Below are 16695 nucleotides of genomic sequence, written 5' to 3' on the forward strand. Positions count from 1 at the left end.
TGATCTCTTTGGTTGAGCGCAACTTGCGTCATGTAAGGATTATAATTATCATGTAAAAACTGGAGGTCTGCATTTCCGGCGAAGCAGCCGCTCATGCCGAGTGCAGTCGATGACCGCATCGAGCCCCAAAGTTACCGGGTGCTGCAGCCCGCGCTAACGACAGCAAAGCGCAGAAACCAGACTTTGCAGAGTTCAGCGTGCTGCCCATAGCAGAAATTGAACCTTGCTTCGAACAACGAGGGATTTGAAACATACCACCTCGCAAAGCGAAGTAGTCTCAATCCTCATTCTGCTACAAGCGTGACAATTGCTTCTTGAGGCTGGGAATGTTGATTGTTTGCCTCAAGCGGTTTGTTGAGCTTGCCACGATACATCAACGCAAACACGGGTGGGGTGAAATAGAAGGATACAACAGTCGACAACAGTACGCCCCCGGCGATTGCAACGGCGAATGGCGGCCAAAATGCTCCTCCAGCTATGATCAGGGGTAGGAAGCCGCCAAAGGTTGTGATTGTTGTCGAGATGATGTGCCGACTTGAACCAGTCACAACGCGCGCCATGGCCGCTCGGTCACCTTGGCTTGCGTCAGCGTCTTGTTGCAACCCGGTCAGAATGATTATCGCCGCGTTGATCGAAACCCCGATCGATCCGATGACCCCGATGATCGCCGTAATTCCGAACGGGAATTGCATAACGGCCAGCGACAGCATTGAAAGGCCTGCAGACAACACGCACACGACCAAGGTCACAAGGGTCAGCCGGAACGAGTTAAAGGTCAGAACGATGGTCGCGATGGAGAGTGTCACAATCAAACCAACAGAGGCAAGCAGATTGCCAACGGTGTTAGATCGGGCATCACTGTCGCCGCCTAAGGACATCGAATAGCCTTGCGGCAACACAAACCCGGACGCATCAAGTGCTTCTAGTACGTCCTGCAACGCCTCTTCGGGCAAAATACCGGGTACAACAAACGCCTGAATAGTGTTTTCGCGCGTACCGTCCGTTCGAGTTATTACGCTTTCTGCCGGTTCAATCACGGGCTTGGCCAATTCCGACAGCGGTACCGCTGGGAAGGCTCCAGTCGCAGATATCGCAGCTGCATTTGGCAGTAGGATAGGCATACTGAAAATCGCGCTTAGATCTGACCGCACCTCGTCACCTAAGCGAACGCGCACCGGCAACTGTTCAGTCCCTTCGATCAGTGATCCACCGGTGATGCCAACAAGCGCCGTGTCCAGCTGACCAGCTATATCCGCAACGTCCAGTCCCAGCAGACGCGCTTTGACCTCATCAATCTCGAACCGGATTTGAGGGTTGCCTCCGTTCACGCTGGCGCGCGCCTGGGTTACCAGATCGAGATTGGCCATGACTGAACGCACCTCGTCGCCCAGATCACGCAATACCGTGATGTCCTGCCCCTGAATTTTGACTTCAACCGGTGCGTCGACCGGAGGGCCCTGAACAAGACTGCGAACGATGATCTGCGCGTCAGGAAAGCCAGTATCCAGACGACTCTGCAACGTTCCAACAAGGCGGGCGGCGTCGTCGGCCGTGTCGGTCGTAATCATAGCTTGTGCGAACCCAGGCTCGCGTGAGCGGTTTCCAACGATGTTGTAGTAGAATGCCGGGCCGGACTCTCCGACGGTCCAGTAGACACTTTTGACGCCGTCGTCAGCCAGCAGCATTTCATCGATCTGGCGGGCGGTTGCTTCGGTGGTGGCAATTGACGTTCCACCCGGCATATCGACTTCGATATAGAATTGGTTGCGGTCGACGCCTGGGAAGAATTGCGCGGTCAGCGTTGGAAAGGCCGCAAAGCCAAGCACCGGCAAGATCAATGCCAACGCGATGGATCGCACAGGATTAGCAACAGACAATCGAATTGAGGCCTCGAACATACGGGCAAGTGGCGGGATACTGATACCGCGGCTCAGCATTCCTGCGTCTGGGCGATCGGACAGTAGCCAGCCCGCAATCGCCGGAGTCACAGTCAAGGCCACAACCAGGGACCAGACAAGCATAAGAACCACGGCGATAGCGATGGCGCCGACAAAATCGCCTGCGGGTCCCGGCAGCAATATCATCGGCGTGAAGGCAAGCGCCGTTGTCACGGTCGATGCCAGCAGTGGCGCGGCCAACCTGCGAACAGCATCTCGTACGGCTGCAAGTCGCTCCATCCCATCCTGCAGACGACGTCGGATTTCATCGGTCATCACGATGGCTGCGTCAACGAGCAGTCCGAGGGCAACAATCAGTCCGGTCACAGACATCTGATGAATTGGCAATCCAATCATGTTCATCGTCGCCAGGGTCGCCAATGAGACAACCGGCAAAACCAAAGCCACAATCGCGGCTGCCCGAACCCCTAAAGTAACAAACAAAACTGCCACGACCAGAGCCACGCCAATGGCCATGTTGACCCCAACCTCTGACAAACGATCCGCCGTGTACTGGCTTTGATCAAATAGCAGTATTTCCTGCATGCCCAAAGGTACCGACGCGGCGCCGGCATCAAGCTCATCCCGAAGGAAGCCTGTCCAACGGTCGATCTGTACGCCGTCCTGCGCCAGAATCCCGACCAAAACGGAGGGCTTTCCGTTGGCAAACGCGATTGAGGACTGCGGTTCGCGTGCGCCACGGTCTACGCTTGCAATATCTCCGAGCTTCACCACGGCACCGCCTGCGTTTTCACGCAGGACGATGCTCCGAATGCGATCCAAACTCTCAATTTCTCCGCTGACGCCGATGGTCAGGTCGACATCAGATTGCAACCGCCCAGACTGAACCTTTCCGTCTGCTTCGGCGATCCGCTGGGAAATCTCGGCAGCGCCAAGCCCAAGCGCAGCGGCCTTGTCCATATCCACACTTACGAGCACCTCTTCTTTCGGCTGACCGAAATAGTCCACTGCTCGCGTAGCAGGTATCGCACGCAATCTGTCGCCCAGTGCTTCAGCATGACGTGACAGCAAAGTTAACGGAAAGTCTGGATCCTCGGCCGCAACTGCAATGACCGCAGAATAGGCAGAAATGCCCTCGGCATCGAATTCCGGCGGCAAAACTCCTGCCGGAAAGTTCTGGCGCGCATCTTCGACGGCATCCCGAGCCTCGGCCCAAACCTGCTCAATGGTGGCTTCGTCTAGCGTTTCCAGCAATTCTACCGAAACGACCGACACACCCGAGCGGGAGACTGAACTGATCTCATCCACCTCGGCGATTTTACGCAGTTCTTCTTCGATTTCTGCAGTGACCAGCGCTTCAACCCGTTCTGGATCTGCACCCGGGAACTGTGTCTTTACAGTTGCGAAGAGGTTGGTGATCGTAGGGTCTTCTTGTCGCCCAAGAGACAGGAACGAAGACAGACCTGCGGATACAAGCACTAAAACGATTAGGGCAACCAGCCTGGGGTGGCGAAAGGTAAGGGTTTCCATCAGATCGCTCCGTTACTCGCCAGTGTTGAAGGCAACGCGTTGACCAACGCTGACTCGCTGCGGCCCCTGATCGATCAGGACGGTGCCGTCCGGAAACGCGCCACGCACAAAGACGCGGTCGTCTTCGGCATGCAGCACTTCGACCGCCGCTAGCCGCACAGTTTTTTGCGCGTCGGCAACGAGCAATGTCCATTGCCCGCGCGTTCCTTCCTTCAGAGATGTTGTAGGCACCCAGGTCCCCGCACTTTGGACGGGATCGAGTACATGCACACGTGCGGTTTGTCCGAAAGCAACGTCCGGCGCGTTCTTCAAACCGAACAGCGCGGTGCGGGTTCGGGTCACCGGGTCAATATCGGGCCGTAAAGTTGCAAGCTCAGCCTGATAGCTTTGACCTGCAATTTCGATTTCAACGTCAGTCAGCAGCGCCGGATCAATATCGAGAGGGATACCTATCCGAACCTGCGGCGACACGACCTCGACCATACCCAGAACCAACTCGCCCGAGCGCAAAGTTTCACCGCCATCCACGTGTCGCGCGGTTATTTGACCGGCAAACGGAGCCTCGATACTGGATTTCTCGATCCGAACGGTCACATCACGCAAGGCCGCATCTAACTCGCCAATCCTGGATAGCAATTCATCCTGCTGAGAAACGGCCTCGTCCAAACGGGCTTGGCTGGTAAAGCCTTGTTCAATTAGTTTCGCGTTTCGCTCGACCGTTTTCTTTGCAAATGAAAGTTGGGCTGCAATGGCGTCACGTGATGCTGTCAGACGGTCGCGTTCGACCTCCAGCAGTGCGATGTCCAGTGTCGCAAGAAGTTGACCCTTGGCAACCTCATCACCTTCATCGACCAGAATTTGATCCAGCGTCCCGTTCAGTTCGAAAGAGATATCTGCCGAACGCTGAGGTTCGACCTGCCCGATGAATACACGGTCGACTGTGTAAGCGCTCTCGGACGTGATCGGTGTCACGGACACGGGTGTCACAGCGGCGGCATCCGGTGCGGGTACAGCGTCCGCTCTACGGGTGAGCTCGGATGCGCCAAAATAAACGGCGGCCGCTGCAACAGCTATAAAACTGACGGTCACTCCCAGGCGCACAGTGCCGCGCAACACACGTGCAAGTGGGCTCGGTTTGGTCGCTTCAGTAGATGAATTTGCAGGATTCGGCATTTGGGGACCTCATCAAGTTAGCGTCTCTAACATATGTTAGAAGTTCTCACTTTGACAAGAGATACGTGATCTGGCACATGTTGGATCATGAGCAGCACCGAAAAAAATCGTCCGACAAACAAACAAGCGGCTGGTCTTTCCGTCAGCAAGAAAGCCTATCATCACGGCGATCTCCGCGCTGCACTGATCGAAGCAACCCGACAGTTGGTTGAAGAAAAAGGTCCGGACAGTTTTTCTGTATCCGAGGCGTGCAGACGCGCGGGCGTATCAACCGCGGCACCTTACAAGCACTTCAAAGACAAGACAGAAATGCTGGTTGCCACTGTCCTTGAAGGAATGGATCGGCACCGAGACAAAATGCTTGCCGCGCTGGAAGGTGTTCCTGAAGGATCTCCCGAGCGCCTTACTGCCATAGGAATGGAGTATATTGCCTTCGCGTTAAATGAGCCCGGAATCTTCAGACTGAAATTTGGCGGCTTCACAGACCGTATTGCGGACCCCCGACTGGAGGAAGGCGGCCAGCAAAGCTTCGGGATTCTTTTGACTGAAGTAGCAAAGTGTCTCGGTGAACCGGGAATCACAGACGAAGTTCGCCGCCGTGGTTTTTTGTTGTGGAGTTTCGTGCACGGGCTGTCGTTCATTCTGCATGACAAAGGGCTTGCGGAAAAAGGCGAAGAGTTCGATCTTCATGCCCTTCTTGAGGACGTTTCGGAAAGAATGCTGAGTTGAGCGTTCTCACGCCAAAACGAACTCAACCAAGCACTGATAGCAGACGATCTATGCCGCTATCGCGCCTGCGCCTAAACGATTGCTTTGGTTCACGTAGAAGACATTTTTGGAAAGCGCCGCGAATGTCCGCTATCCAGAAGCGCAAGGTCTCGTCGTGAATGTCGGCTTCGGGTTGAGCCAGTATTACAAGGTAAGGTGTACGGCAGAGGCTTTGTACCAAAGCCTCCGTTTCGTAACCCGGAGCTATGCACGCGCGTTCGTTAGCTGGGAACGTCCGCTGGCGCCAGGATTGTCATTCCCACTCGGTCCGCTACGGCCATGATCGCCGGAATGTCTGGTGGTCCATCTGGCGCTGGGATATCGGTCGTGCCATCAGGCATTGTTTCACCGGCTTCAGTAAAGAAAGTGTCATGCATCGCGCCGGGGGCGTTGATGCAAAGTAGCCGGCCAGGCCGCTCTCCGGTGCATGTAAAGGCGTGCACTGCGCCGTCTGGAACCTTAACGAAGTCACCACATTTGACGTTGACTGTCTCACCATTCAAAAAGAACTCGAATTCACCATCGAGCACATAGAAGCTCTCATCTTCGCCAGCATGATGATTGGGTGGTGCACCGGCACCAGGTGCCGTCTTTATCTCAACAATTGTGCAACGATCTCCTGTCTCATTGGGAAAGGCATGAAAGGTCAAAAGGTTCCCAAGAAGATGATAAATTCGCGGGCGAGATTCAGTCATTACTGCGACTCCCTTTACTTGAAACATACCTCTCTTATGATACATATATCTACTTATGAGACAAGTGTATCACAAAAGGCTTGAAATTGGCGCCTCGTACAAATCAAATCAACCGAACGCGAGAAGTACTTCTTTCGGCTGCACGTGACCTGATGTCGGAAGGCAAGGAAGTCACGCTGGCAAAAGTCGCTGAACGCGCCAAAATCAGCCGTGCGACGGTCTATCGCTACTTTTCTGACCCGAGTGTCTTAGCCTTAGATGCGACGCTGGATCTTGACGTCACGCCTACGTCGGAACTTCTTGAGGGACTGGATGACGTTAGGAGCCGTGTACATGTGGTCGCGCGTTACTATCTGGAATTTTCTCGGATTCATGAGGCGCACTTCCGGCAGTTTCTGGCGGAATCACTCAAGGCATCTCTTGAAGATGGAACGGTCAAAATGCGTGGTGCTAGAAGAGTGGCGGCTTTTTCGGAAGCACTTGCGCCAGTTCACCCATTGATGGAGCCGAAGGAAATCGATGACCTGTCGAAGCGATTGTCCATGACGACGGGCATGGAACAACTTGTCATTCTTGAAGATATTTTGCGTGTGGACGAAGCAACTGGTTACCAGCTTCAGGAAGGGTTGGTCGACGCTCTGTTGGATCGGTACTTGCCAAAAAACTGAGGCAGGATTCAGACGCCTACTTTAACTTAAAACTACTGGCAAATAGACACCCGTTTAACGTCCGTTTCAGGGCTAACTGCGGTCCTTTGGAGAAAAAATGCGGATGTCCGCAAAGTCCGCAAAGCGGACATGCATCGCGATTTTGCGAACGTCTGCCTCGAGCCCTAAAGCAGACATCACACTTGGTGATGGTTTACGATCATAGACATCGCCTGAATGCTATAGATTTGGTGCCAATCAGTGCGACATGCTAGCATTCACAAGAGATCAAGGTTTGAGGTGAGCCGGACAGGGGGGCACCATGTCAAAGACGCTATATGAACGTCTGGGAGGAACGGATGGCATTCGGCGAATAGTCGACGTTCTGGTAGACAATCACTCCAAAAACCTAGTTGTCGCTGCACGATTTGCGGGAACTGATATGGAACACCTCAAACAAATGGCAGGAGACTTCTTCATAACTGGTTCTGGCGGGCCTGAGATATACACAGGCAAGGATATGGTTACAGCGCATCAGTACATGAACATCAGCGGAGATGAGTTTGTCGCTGTTCTGGACGACGCCATGAACGCCCTAAAGGCCAACGACGTCGGCCAACGGGAACAAGAAGAGGTCTTATACATTCTATATTGCCTCAAGGACCAAGTTGTCGGTATCTGAGTTTCGCCATAACCGGGTAGAGTCGGCAATATTCATTTCATTAGATCAGAACAGGGCGATTAGATCACGCCAAATACAGCTGCAAGCTGGAAGTGACAGCCACGCACCTGTGTTGTCGCCATTGAGTAAGTACCAATACGAGACCTTCTGTCATCACGCCTATCGCTGCGGTCGTTCGAACGTCTGATCAATGCCTGCACGTCTGGCACTTCCTTGGGACTTCACCGACGACAATTAAGTATGGACAAAAGATTTGCAGCACCTGTTGGGGCGCCTGTGACACCAATGGGGGTCTCTTGAACCGCGACTTTCATGAAGCCCGCGAAAGAACCTAGGCCGATTTACTTAGCTCAATCACCCCTTTTTGCGCACCACGACGACAAATTGGGTCATCGAAAAGAAGAAGCGTCCGGTCCTTGCAAGGCTGAGCTGCTCATCAAACCACGATTGCGCAACTGCGGGATCAACAACTGCTTGTAGGTGCGCTCATAACGCTGCATTCCCAAAATTGATTTCATTGAAGAAAATCTTGAAAGATTGCCCATAACTCTGCGCGGTATTTGCGCATAGCTATGCACAATTTTCCCTTAAGTTTACATGCTACAGAGAACCCATCGAACAAACCAGCTCCTATGGCTTATCTGCAATTCTCAAATGCAACTTATTCCCAATCGCCAGCAGACGAGCGCCACGTCTTAGCGTCCGCATCCCAAACACTGGCGGTGACGCAAGGCGTCGGGTTTATTCCGTCGCAATTGGATCCATGAATATCTGCCACAACAACGCGTTGACGCCCAAAATCAACGACCGTCCAGCCTTGGTTAAGCAAGGAGTGCACCTCTTCACTAATCCAAAAGTGCGACATGCATCCGCCAGTTCCGCAATAAAGAGATGCGGCGCTTGAACACGCGAAACCAGACTCATTCAGAACCCAGTCGCGTTGTAGATCTCCGTCGAGATCGACCCTCTCAACCGCACCCCAATCTAAGTCAAACTGACCGTCGTTGAACTCAGCGCAGGTTCGTGCCGCCAGATCAACCTTCGCCTGCAAACCGGGCGGAAGTTGCGAAACATCAGCCGCAACAGCCGGTGAGGTCCAAACAAGGCCCGAAGCAAGCACAATCCCGGCGACCAAACATTTCATCTGACGCGCTATTTGGGAAGCTGGTTGGTAGGAGGTATCAATTGCATTGATCATACCTGTAGTCCCCATATTCTAGCCAGTTTGCCGAACCTTCGCTAAAAATCAGAAACTCGGACCTGTCCTCCCCAAGCAGGGCGACGATAAATCCGGCGGGCGGCACAGAGTTTCCGAAGTAACTGTAGGCCGTCATGGCTCTGATCGACTCACCGTTGACTGTTACTCGCGCGTCCCACTCTCCCTCCGGGTTGTCCAATATTACGGGTTCGATCACGCGTGTTATCGCCCCGCCACCACAATAGACGATGCCATCGGGTGCTTCATATGAGGCCTCTTGGCTAGCATCCGAGTTGCACGCAGAACGAAGGGATCGAATTGCTGCGCTGGAACCTTTCAAGTCAAAGATCCCATAGCTGACATCTTGATCAATCATGGACAGATTAACCGATGCATCGGCTGCAAGCTGGTCCAGAACAAAATCATAGTCCTGCTGACTATTGAAACTGACCTCGACGGGATAGTTGTCGACGATCTGCACGGCAGCGTTTTCTGCGCCAACCTGAAATGCCCCAACTTCGGTGGTGCCGTTCTTTAAAAATCGAATGGAAAGCCCTTGCTTCTCCACAATGTCCTGGCTGTCCTCATATCCAGCCGGAGCGAAGCGGATACGGTTACACTGAAGTTCCAGGGTCATGTTTCCGGTCTGAATAAATGCATTGGGATTAGGCCCGGAGTTGAACGACCACTCCGCTGATGCTGTGGTCGCTCCTGCCATCAGTAGCATTCCAATGGAAATGGTTTTGAAGCTCATTTTTTCTCTCCATTGAGTTACGGTTCGCACTGTCGTTCAGCAGAAGTTCCAGCCAATTGCCCGGACAGCCAGATCAGGAAACAGGTTCGCCGTATTCGTTTGCGCCTTCTTGGGAAGGTCGTGTCAGCCACCAGATCATCAGAATGGACAGAACCAATTGAAGAATTGAGACAACAACAATGCCGGTCACGCCCAGGACGGCCGCAGGTCCTCGCAATGCATCGGGGTTTTCGGTCCCTTGCTCCAATACCGAGAAGAACGCCACCCCACCCAGCATAACAAAAAGAGTTACAATGCTGAGCGCCATCGGCAGTAGCAAGTACCAGCCAGGTCGTCCTGTATCGTGCAGCCTCCGCCAACCGGCGGCCAGCATAGGTATGAGAACGGCCAGTTGGAAAACAGAGGACAGAACCTGAGATCCCTGCCCCGTTTCAGGGTTGGTCCCGAATAGGATCGTATCCAGCACAGCTAAAGCCGCACTCACGAGAACCACAAACAAGAAGAACCACCAGTATTCTGAGCGTATAGCCCGACCGGAAAACTGGAAGTATTTCGAGAAACACGTTTTAACTGCTTCCACAAATCCCATTTTCAACCCTTTCTAAGTTTCTGTGTGGCCTCAGAACGCCTTGCTACCTAAAAGAACAAACTTGCCCTTCTGGGTTTTCCCACCTTCCTTTTGTGTTTGAACGCCAAAAAACTATCCTATGAAAAGGTAGCGAAGTTTACGCGCGGAAAAAATGTTGATTTTTTAAAAATTAGATTCAAACATGCGAATTCGACGCAACTTTCATTTTACCTCCGTTGTTGTCGTTGCTGCTCGCTTTGCCGAGCCCTTCCGGTCGCTGGAGTGAGTGCTGGCAGCCGGAAGGCACTTTACACGGATCAGTCTTTGGGAGAGCGCGATGCTTAGACTTAACGTACTCGCCCTCTTTCCAGAGTTTGCTCTAGCTTTTGCCAGTGATTTCATTCGGCCATCCCACGTTGTTGGAGGTCTTGGCAGTCAACGTAATAGTGATCTGCCCGCCAAGCCTCCCTTGGCAAGTTTTGGGAAAGGTCGTCACAGGAACGTTGTGTGTTCTGTCGGTGCCCAAACGCGAGAGCCTCAAACAAGCGTATCCAATTTCGTTAATTTCAACAGACTCAGAGGGAGAAGAAAATGACCAACAAGATGGTGATGATTGCGGGCGCAACTTGTTTCACACTGCTAGCGGCCTGCGACGACACGGGTACATCCAGTGCGTCCGCCGAACTCACACCCGCTCAGCAGGCGTGTTTGCGAGATGTAGCCAGCACGACGAACAATTCACAAGTCGTGGTGCTCTCATCCGCATTTAGCGAAGCTGGAACACAAGTCACTGTCGGTGTTGGTGAGGATCGTGCTCCTTGGAATTGCATTGCTTACACTGATGGCGCGACGGCTGGTATCGAGTTCCTGGGCGACGAAGGCGCACTGTGAGTAGTCTGCCGCGTAGCCGAAATCGGCTGCGCAGCACCGGCTTGATCTGCTGAGGCTCGACTTGGTTTGTAGAACCACCATCATCGTATTCGCGGTCCTGTACCTGTTGGCGTTGGTTGCATTCTTGACAGGCACATTTGGCTGGTTGGGACAGGAACGAGACCCTTTGTCCGGAGTGTACCTACTGCCGTTGGGACTACCTTGGATACTTGTAGCGGACTTAATTTCGGAGTCCGCCAAGCCGTGGTTTGCAGCGATTGCTCCGATGCTCAACATTTTGGCGCTGGTTTTCATTTGCAGATGGGCTCGCAGTTTACACCAGAAATGAAGGTGGAGCTCTGTCTCACCAAAAGGGAGGAAAACATGGGAAAAGTGATCTTGGGAATTGTGATCGGGCTCGTCCTCGGCGTCGTTGGGGCGATGACCTTGGGTGGTGGGGCCGCGATGGGTGTCGGCGTTGCGACAGGCTTGTCCGCCGGTGTCTGCACCACATTGAAAGGAGCACAAGCTGAGAACCTTATCACCGCCGAGCAAGCGGATCAGATCCTCAACCGCGTAAATTCCGAAATGGCGTCACTGCAAGGAATTGAAACGACGGGCGAGATCGTCGGCAGCGCACAGGCATGCGATGAATTTCTGTCAAAGTTACGAGAAGCGAAGTGAGGTTCCGCTTTGTAAGGAACAAATCTCTAAGGACAAGCCAACAGGGAACCATCTGATGAAACTCGTTTTATTCAAACTCCTCACACCCATGTTCGCAATCGCGGGCGCAGCTGCCTTTGCAATGTCAGAAGCCGACGACGCGTGTATCGACCATTTGCGGCAGGTTGGTGGACCAGACGGTCAGTCCGGTACGATTGAAAGCTCAGAGTTCTCAGAAGCGGGCACGCTCGTCATGCTGCGAGATGCAGGTGGAACACTTTGGCGCTGCATCGCGTACAAGGATGGAAGCATCGGCGAGATGTCGGTTGTCGAAGCGATGGATGATGGCGGTGGAGCCATGGCAGGCGCCGCCGGGTCTACTGGTAGCCAACGTGTCAAATTTGATTCTGGTTCCACTGGCGCAGAACTTGTTGGTGAACTCGCGCCCGGAGCGTCGCAGCAATACGTTCTGGGTGCCAAAAACGAACAGTTCCTCTACGTTCGCGTTGCTCCGCGAAATGGCTCCTTGGACTACGTTATTCGCAACCCCGATGGTTCTGAACTGTTGGGATTGATGTCGGCGGACAAGGAGTATCGAGGACAGCTTTGGCAATCTGGTGATCATGTTGTGGAGGTCATCAATCGCAGCAACTCTTCCGTCGGCTACAACGTAATTTTCGGAATTGAATAGGTGATCAATCAGAGACCCTGGAACGCAAGTCCAAAAAGCGAAGGAAAAACAGATGAAACCCAAGGTCCTATTGGTGATCGGCACAGCGTGTATTTCTGCGCTTGCAGCATGCGACGACAGTGGTGGATCAGTGGATGCAAGTGCACCAACTGTGGGCAGCTCTAGCGATCTTTCGTCATTTGAAGGGGCAAAAGCGGGCCAAGCTGAAATGGGCATCCAGAGTCTCGGATTTGAACTCGTCCGCAGCGAAGGGCTGACCTCGTACTGGTTTAACAAGGATACAGGTGCATGTGCTCGGATCACGACGTCTGAGGGAAGGTACTCAGATGTAACTATGCTGCCATCAGGTGACTGCTGACACATTTTTCATCAATCAAATATCTGCAATAGGGAGCTTTAGTTTGCATTTCGACTTGGCACATGCGGCGGTTACCATCGTCGCTCTAATTGTGACAAACCTGGCATTGAAATCGGCCGGCGTGATAAACGAAGAAAACAAACACCAATTGAACTGGAAAGTTTTTCTGGCCTACTTCGTGGTCGTCTTTATCATCAATCTGGTGTGGCCGATTTAAAGCTTCACGTCGGAAAGTCTATCGCGCACTTGATAAGGCTGCTGAGATTGAGCCGCTCCAATAGATTTCCAAGTGGGAAGAGTGTGAGCATAACAGGCTGAAAAATAGAAAGGAGCTGGCATGCGGTTTTTGACGTCCCTCATATTCATTGGTGTTCTCGCAACCGCTGCGAATTCTGACGTGACCAGTCGAAATGGCGGTCCAAGCAACAGTCAAATGCTCTCAAAAGGTAGCGACGGAGGCGTTGACGGCGTTGCTTTCTTTCGCCCAGTCTTAAGCGGAGTATTGTATCGCTCTGGTTTCAAAGGTGGCGATAAGGATCGAACGGGCCTGAGTGAAGGTCAACGCGAAACTCTGTGCGGTGAAGGGTTTTCAACCGGGTTTTATGCCGACTTTGGCAAAAACACTGAATACGGTCGCACCAGTTGTGGAAACGGATCCTTTGACTATCAGAGCGCCAGATCCTCCCGTCCCAGTGCCGTCATGGCGTCCATACATGAGGTGATTGAAAACCCTAGAAAGGGTCCTGTTCTGGTGCACTGCATGTGGGGCGTTCATTCCTCGGGAGCATTGTCGGCAATGGCGCTCGTTCAGTTTTGCGGTTGGACGGAAGAAAGGGCCAAGGATTATTGGAATGAGGCCCGTAACGGTGCCCCATGTTCAGGCGGGTGTGACCAGTGGATTGACTCAAAGTTCTCCAAATTCAGTGTCGACCCCAATTTGACGATCTCTACCGAACAACAGGCAGCGATTTGCCCCAAATGATATCGGGAGGAGTATCCAAATGAGGTTCAATCTTCTGGGGTCACTGGCTTTCATTGCACCCACTGCCTTGTGGGCGAGCGACGATGTCCTCGGTGAAGCCACGACATTTGAGAGTCCCAACGGCGTTACGGAACGCTGCATTCGGATCGAAAAAGTTCCAACGGGCGCGTATCAAAAAAGCGATCTTGAGGAAGAGACAGCCTATTGCGAGATCGATTTCTATGCCTCCGAAATTGCTATTTGCCCGAAAACCTGGAGCACCAGCCCAGGAATGGCCGTCTACGATATTTCGGAAGGACCCTACACGGGGAACCGTTCTGAGTTCGAGAGAAACGCTTGCAAAGAGGGGAAGGCGGCGAAAGATCTGGCCAAGGACAGGGTGGCCAAATTCAAATCCACCATGAACCAAAAGGGCACCAGTGGAACCTTTTCCACCTCGTCGCTGCTTTACTATCATTTCTCCAGATATTTCGACACGACTGTAAAAATTCCAGTCGCCGTTTGGCGTAGCATGGACACCCAGGCGCATTTTTCCGAGGTCGCCGAGCCTGGCCTTGCAATTTCTGGTGGCTCTCATGGCGGACGCATGAACCATGAAGGCTGGCGGGTCTTCGCAGCTGCGGATGCTGACCCAGCCTCATACCAGCCAACCGACGATTTATTCACTTCGGATCGAACGCAAATATACGGTGTACTGCTTGATAGTCCTGGGCATAGATACGGCTCGGAAATCAACGGCACACGCAAATCTGGATGGGGGAAAGGTCAGAACCGCGATTTTCAGGAAACCCCCGCTTTCTTAGCTTTGCGTTCTTCGAAACCCATGCCAGAGGCCATTGCAGAGGGCGTTAAAGAAGGCCGTAAAGACCGGATGATCAACAAGGATCTCGGTCCCGATGTCAGTGACCAACAGATGACCTTTTGGATGCAAGAGCTTACCGAGATTGTTCTCCTTGATTTTATCTTTAGCCAGCAGGACCGCGTGGGAAACATAGACTTCACACCCTATTGGTATTGGGTCGAAGACGGAAAACTGAAGCATAAGAAAGCCAAGCACCATGAACCAAACGATGGAGACGTTCCCGCCGACGCGTTATTGATCCGTCGCAGCAATCTAAACGACAACGATGCTGGTGGGCGTGTCGAGTATGCCAACTTCGCGAAATCTACTCAAATGCTGGAGAAAATTCGCCACTTCTCTCCAAGCACATATCGACGCCTGGTTGCATTGAATAGTGACCTTCAAACCCAAGGCCCGATCCATGACTGGCTATCGCAAAGCTTTGGTTTGTCAGACAGTCAGATTGCACAAGTTGTCAAAAATACTGCGCTGGCAACGTCCATCCTCCAGAGCAATTGTTCAAATGGCGATTTGATGTTCGACTTGGATCCTGTCGCATTCTTTTTGAGAAACGACACCGAGGTAGGGGCCTTGGACTGTAATGACCCGTAGGTGTTCTGCTCTTATTGCGGTGTTCATTTGGACCGCTCTGCTCGCCTGCAAAGCGGCGGCATTGGATGTTATCGTCATATCGGATCTGAACGGAAGCTATGGTTCGGTAAGATACGATGCCCGCGTCGACAAAGCGATTAAGCGGATAGTCGAGATTGATCCAGATCTGGTTATTTCGACCGGAGATATGGTTGCGGGACAGCGCATTCCCAACGTGTCCGACAAACAGGTCAGGGATATGTGGAAGGCGTTTCACGAGGCCGTATCAGATCCTTTAGAGGCTGCCGGCATTCCATTTGCGGTCACGCCAGGAAACCATGATGCCTCTGCGTACCGTGGGTTCGAGCGTGAAAGAAAAATATACGCAGAGGAATGGATACCACGAAAACCAGACGTCGATTTTCTGGTTTCGGATGACTACCCGTTCTTCTACGCTTTTGAGATGCAGGGCGTAACGTTTGCGTCTTTGGACGCTACGACCTTGGGACCTCTATCCGGCGACCAGCAGGACAGACTTGAGGAACTGGGGGCAAATGGAGACCCGATTGTCACTTTCAGTCACCTCCCACTCTGGCCCTTCGCGATTCAGCGCGAACGCGAAATCATCGGTGACCCAACACTTGAAAAAATCTACCTGGAAAGCGGTGTCGTACTGCATTTGTCAGGGCACCATCATGCCTTCTATCCAGGTTGGAAAGACGGCGTGGCTTACGTCTCTCAAGCTTGTTTGGGAGGTGGCCCGCGACGGCTTATCGGCTCAAAAGCCAGATCACCTCACAGCTTCACTCATGTTACGTTCCAGCCAAACGGAGAATTTGGGATAGCAGTATATCGTGGACCCGATTTCGAAAGGTCGGTAAACTTCAAGTCGCTACCGAAAGAGATCAGATCCCCGAATGCGGTATTAAAGCGCTTAGACCTTGTGAAATGATTAGAGGTTGAGTTTCAACTCAACTTTTTCAGGGACCAGATCGTTTATCATCTCTTCGATCCGAGCTTCCGACAATCCACCCGAAGTGATGAAAAGCAAAGAAACGCGAGATTTTCCAGGAACGTGGTGTTTTCGGACCAACTTCCAGCCAGCGTCTGCGGCCATGGCTTCAATGTCCCCGCTGACTTTCAATGAGTGCTCTTCGTTTGAAGCCTTGAGCGAAATTTCCACGCCCTTGTTTCGCCCACCGAGCCAAATGAAACACCAACATACAACCGCCACCAGTGTGGCCATCAAGGGCAAGCCCAGCCCTACCGCCAGCCCAAGCACGGTGACTATAATCATTTCCACCGTGTCGACCGGGTCATCCATATTTGATCGGAACCTTAACAGAGCTCCTATTCCAAAAATCACGAACCCGATCATCGATCCGTGCTGTACGACCAGAAACCCAACCGCCATGCCGACAAGCGCATAAAGGAAGAACAGTCGCGGCATGACGATATCGCTGACACTTCTACGGGCTTTACGTCTCACCGGATGATAGACGATCAAGCCAGCCAGAATGATCGTAACGATCACATCGAGAGTAAAGAAATACAGTTCCTGTTTGCCACGAAACTGCGTCCACCGGCGTTCGATAACGATTTCCGACCCCGAAGCCCCGGCCAGCATCGTCGCAGGGTCGACTTGTGACACCGCAGCACCTGGCAACAGCAGCATCAACAACACGGTCACAAATGTGAGGGTCGTATTCAACTTGTCTTCCTTCCTGCTCACGCCAAAGGCTTACGCTTCACCAAAGGCACATCGTGCCCTATTCAATTCAATCGC

Annotated in this window: 17 protein-coding genes; 10 read left to right on the forward strand and 7 right to left on the reverse strand. The window is 52.7% G+C overall.

Features of this window, described 5'->3' with window-relative positions; translation table 11 throughout:
* Positions 1-284: 284 nt before the first annotated feature.
* Positions 285-3428, reverse strand: a complete 3144-nt coding sequence (locus ACR3EH_RS09740) for an efflux RND transporter permease subunit (protein WP_171188411.1) — start codon at positions 3426-3428, stop codon at positions 285-287.
* Positions 3429-3440: 12 nt separating this feature from the next.
* On the reverse strand, positions 3441-4601 hold the full coding sequence (locus ACR3EH_RS09745; protein ID WP_171188409.1) for an efflux RND transporter periplasmic adaptor subunit: 1161 nt from the start codon (positions 4599-4601) through the stop codon (positions 3441-3443).
* A gap of 87 nt (positions 4602-4688) precedes the next feature.
* Between ACR3EH_RS09745 and ACR3EH_RS09750 the strand changes: the two genes are divergently transcribed.
* On the forward strand, positions 4689-5330 hold the full coding sequence (locus tag ACR3EH_RS09750; RefSeq protein ID WP_171188407.1) for a TetR/AcrR family transcriptional regulator: 642 nt from the start codon (positions 4689-4691) through the stop codon (positions 5328-5330).
* A 260-nt stretch (positions 5331-5590) separates the two neighbouring features.
* Here ACR3EH_RS09750 and ACR3EH_RS09755 read toward each other — a convergent pair whose 3' ends face one another.
* Positions 5591-6064 carry a cupin domain-containing protein gene (locus ACR3EH_RS09755; RefSeq protein WP_171093398.1) on the reverse strand — a complete coding sequence of 158 codons (474 nt, stop codon included), beginning with the start codon at positions 6062-6064 and terminating at the stop codon, positions 5591-5593.
* A gap of 86 nt (positions 6065-6150) precedes the next feature.
* Between ACR3EH_RS09755 and ACR3EH_RS09760 the strand changes: the two genes are divergently transcribed.
* A complete protein-coding gene (locus ACR3EH_RS09760; protein WP_256367970.1) occupies positions 6151-6732 on the forward strand; it encodes a TetR/AcrR family transcriptional regulator in 582 nt (193 codons plus the stop codon).
* Positions 6733-7033: 301 nt separating this feature from the next.
* The gene (locus ACR3EH_RS09765) at positions 7034-7393 is read left to right on the forward strand and encodes a group I truncated hemoglobin (protein ID WP_171676624.1); all 360 of its coding nucleotides are present in this window, start codon (positions 7034-7036) and stop codon (positions 7391-7393) included.
* Positions 7394-8054: 661 nt separating this feature from the next.
* On the opposite strand, the gene ACR3EH_RS09770 is transcribed toward ACR3EH_RS09765, so the two are convergent.
* The 3 genes from ACR3EH_RS09770 to ACR3EH_RS09780 all read right to left on the reverse strand — a co-directional run bounded on the left by ACR3EH_RS09770 (position 8055) and on the right by ACR3EH_RS09780 (position 9934).
* Complete coding sequence (locus ACR3EH_RS09770) at positions 8055-8537, reverse strand: hypothetical protein (protein WP_254448232.1); 483 nt, start codon at positions 8535-8537, stop codon at positions 8055-8057.
* 37 nt (positions 8538-8574) lie between these two features.
* Positions 8575-9345, reverse strand: coding sequence for a hypothetical protein (locus ACR3EH_RS09775; RefSeq protein ID WP_171676898.1), 771 nt, complete (start codon positions 9343-9345; stop codon positions 8575-8577).
* A 73-nt stretch (positions 9346-9418) separates the two neighbouring features.
* Complete coding sequence (locus ACR3EH_RS09780) at positions 9419-9934, reverse strand: DUF805 domain-containing protein (protein WP_171676900.1); 516 nt, start codon at positions 9932-9934, stop codon at positions 9419-9421.
* Between the two features lie 570 nt (positions 9935-10504).
* Between ACR3EH_RS09780 and ACR3EH_RS09785 the strand changes: the two genes are divergently transcribed.
* The 7 genes from ACR3EH_RS09785 (at position 10505) to ACR3EH_RS09815 (ending at position 15861) form a co-directional block, all read left to right on the forward strand.
* Positions 10505-10804 carry an RFA2 family protein gene (locus tag ACR3EH_RS09785; protein ID WP_171187940.1) on the forward strand — a complete coding sequence of 100 codons (300 nt, stop codon included), beginning with the start codon at positions 10505-10507 and terminating at the stop codon, positions 10802-10804.
* Between the two features lie 363 nt (positions 10805-11167).
* Positions 11168-11467 carry a hypothetical protein gene (locus ACR3EH_RS09790; protein WP_171648752.1) on the forward strand — a complete coding sequence of 100 codons (300 nt, stop codon included), beginning with the start codon at positions 11168-11170 and terminating at the stop codon, positions 11465-11467.
* Positions 11468-11522: 55 nt separating this feature from the next.
* The gene (locus tag ACR3EH_RS09795) at positions 11523-12137 is read left to right on the forward strand and encodes a hypothetical protein (protein WP_170568101.1); all 615 of its coding nucleotides are present in this window, start codon (positions 11523-11525) and stop codon (positions 12135-12137) included.
* Between the two features lie 52 nt (positions 12138-12189).
* Positions 12190-12495 carry a hypothetical protein gene (locus ACR3EH_RS09800; RefSeq protein ID WP_171676887.1) on the forward strand — a complete coding sequence of 102 codons (306 nt, stop codon included), beginning with the start codon at positions 12190-12192 and terminating at the stop codon, positions 12493-12495.
* Positions 12496-12538: 43 nt separating this feature from the next.
* Positions 12539-12712, forward strand: a complete 174-nt coding sequence (locus ACR3EH_RS09805; protein ID WP_165590775.1) for a hypothetical protein — start codon at positions 12539-12541, stop codon at positions 12710-12712.
* 784 nt (positions 12713-13496) lie between these two features.
* Positions 13497-14930, forward strand: coding sequence for a hypothetical protein (locus ACR3EH_RS09810; RefSeq protein WP_058282221.1), 1434 nt, complete (start codon positions 13497-13499; stop codon positions 14928-14930).
* Positions 14920-15861, forward strand: a complete 942-nt coding sequence (locus tag ACR3EH_RS09815; RefSeq protein WP_171676889.1) for a metallophosphoesterase family protein — start codon at positions 14920-14922, stop codon at positions 15859-15861. Before ACR3EH_RS09810 ends, ACR3EH_RS09815 begins: the two co-directional genes overlap by 11 nt.
* Here ACR3EH_RS09815 and ACR3EH_RS09820 read toward each other — a convergent pair whose 3' ends face one another.
* Positions 15862-16620, reverse strand: coding sequence for a DUF4956 domain-containing protein (locus ACR3EH_RS09820; RefSeq protein ID WP_170428316.1), 759 nt, complete (start codon positions 16618-16620; stop codon positions 15862-15864).
* Positions 16621-16695 lie beyond the last annotated feature (75 nt).

It is taken from the genome of Ruegeria sp. BG7, assembly GCF_056535685.1.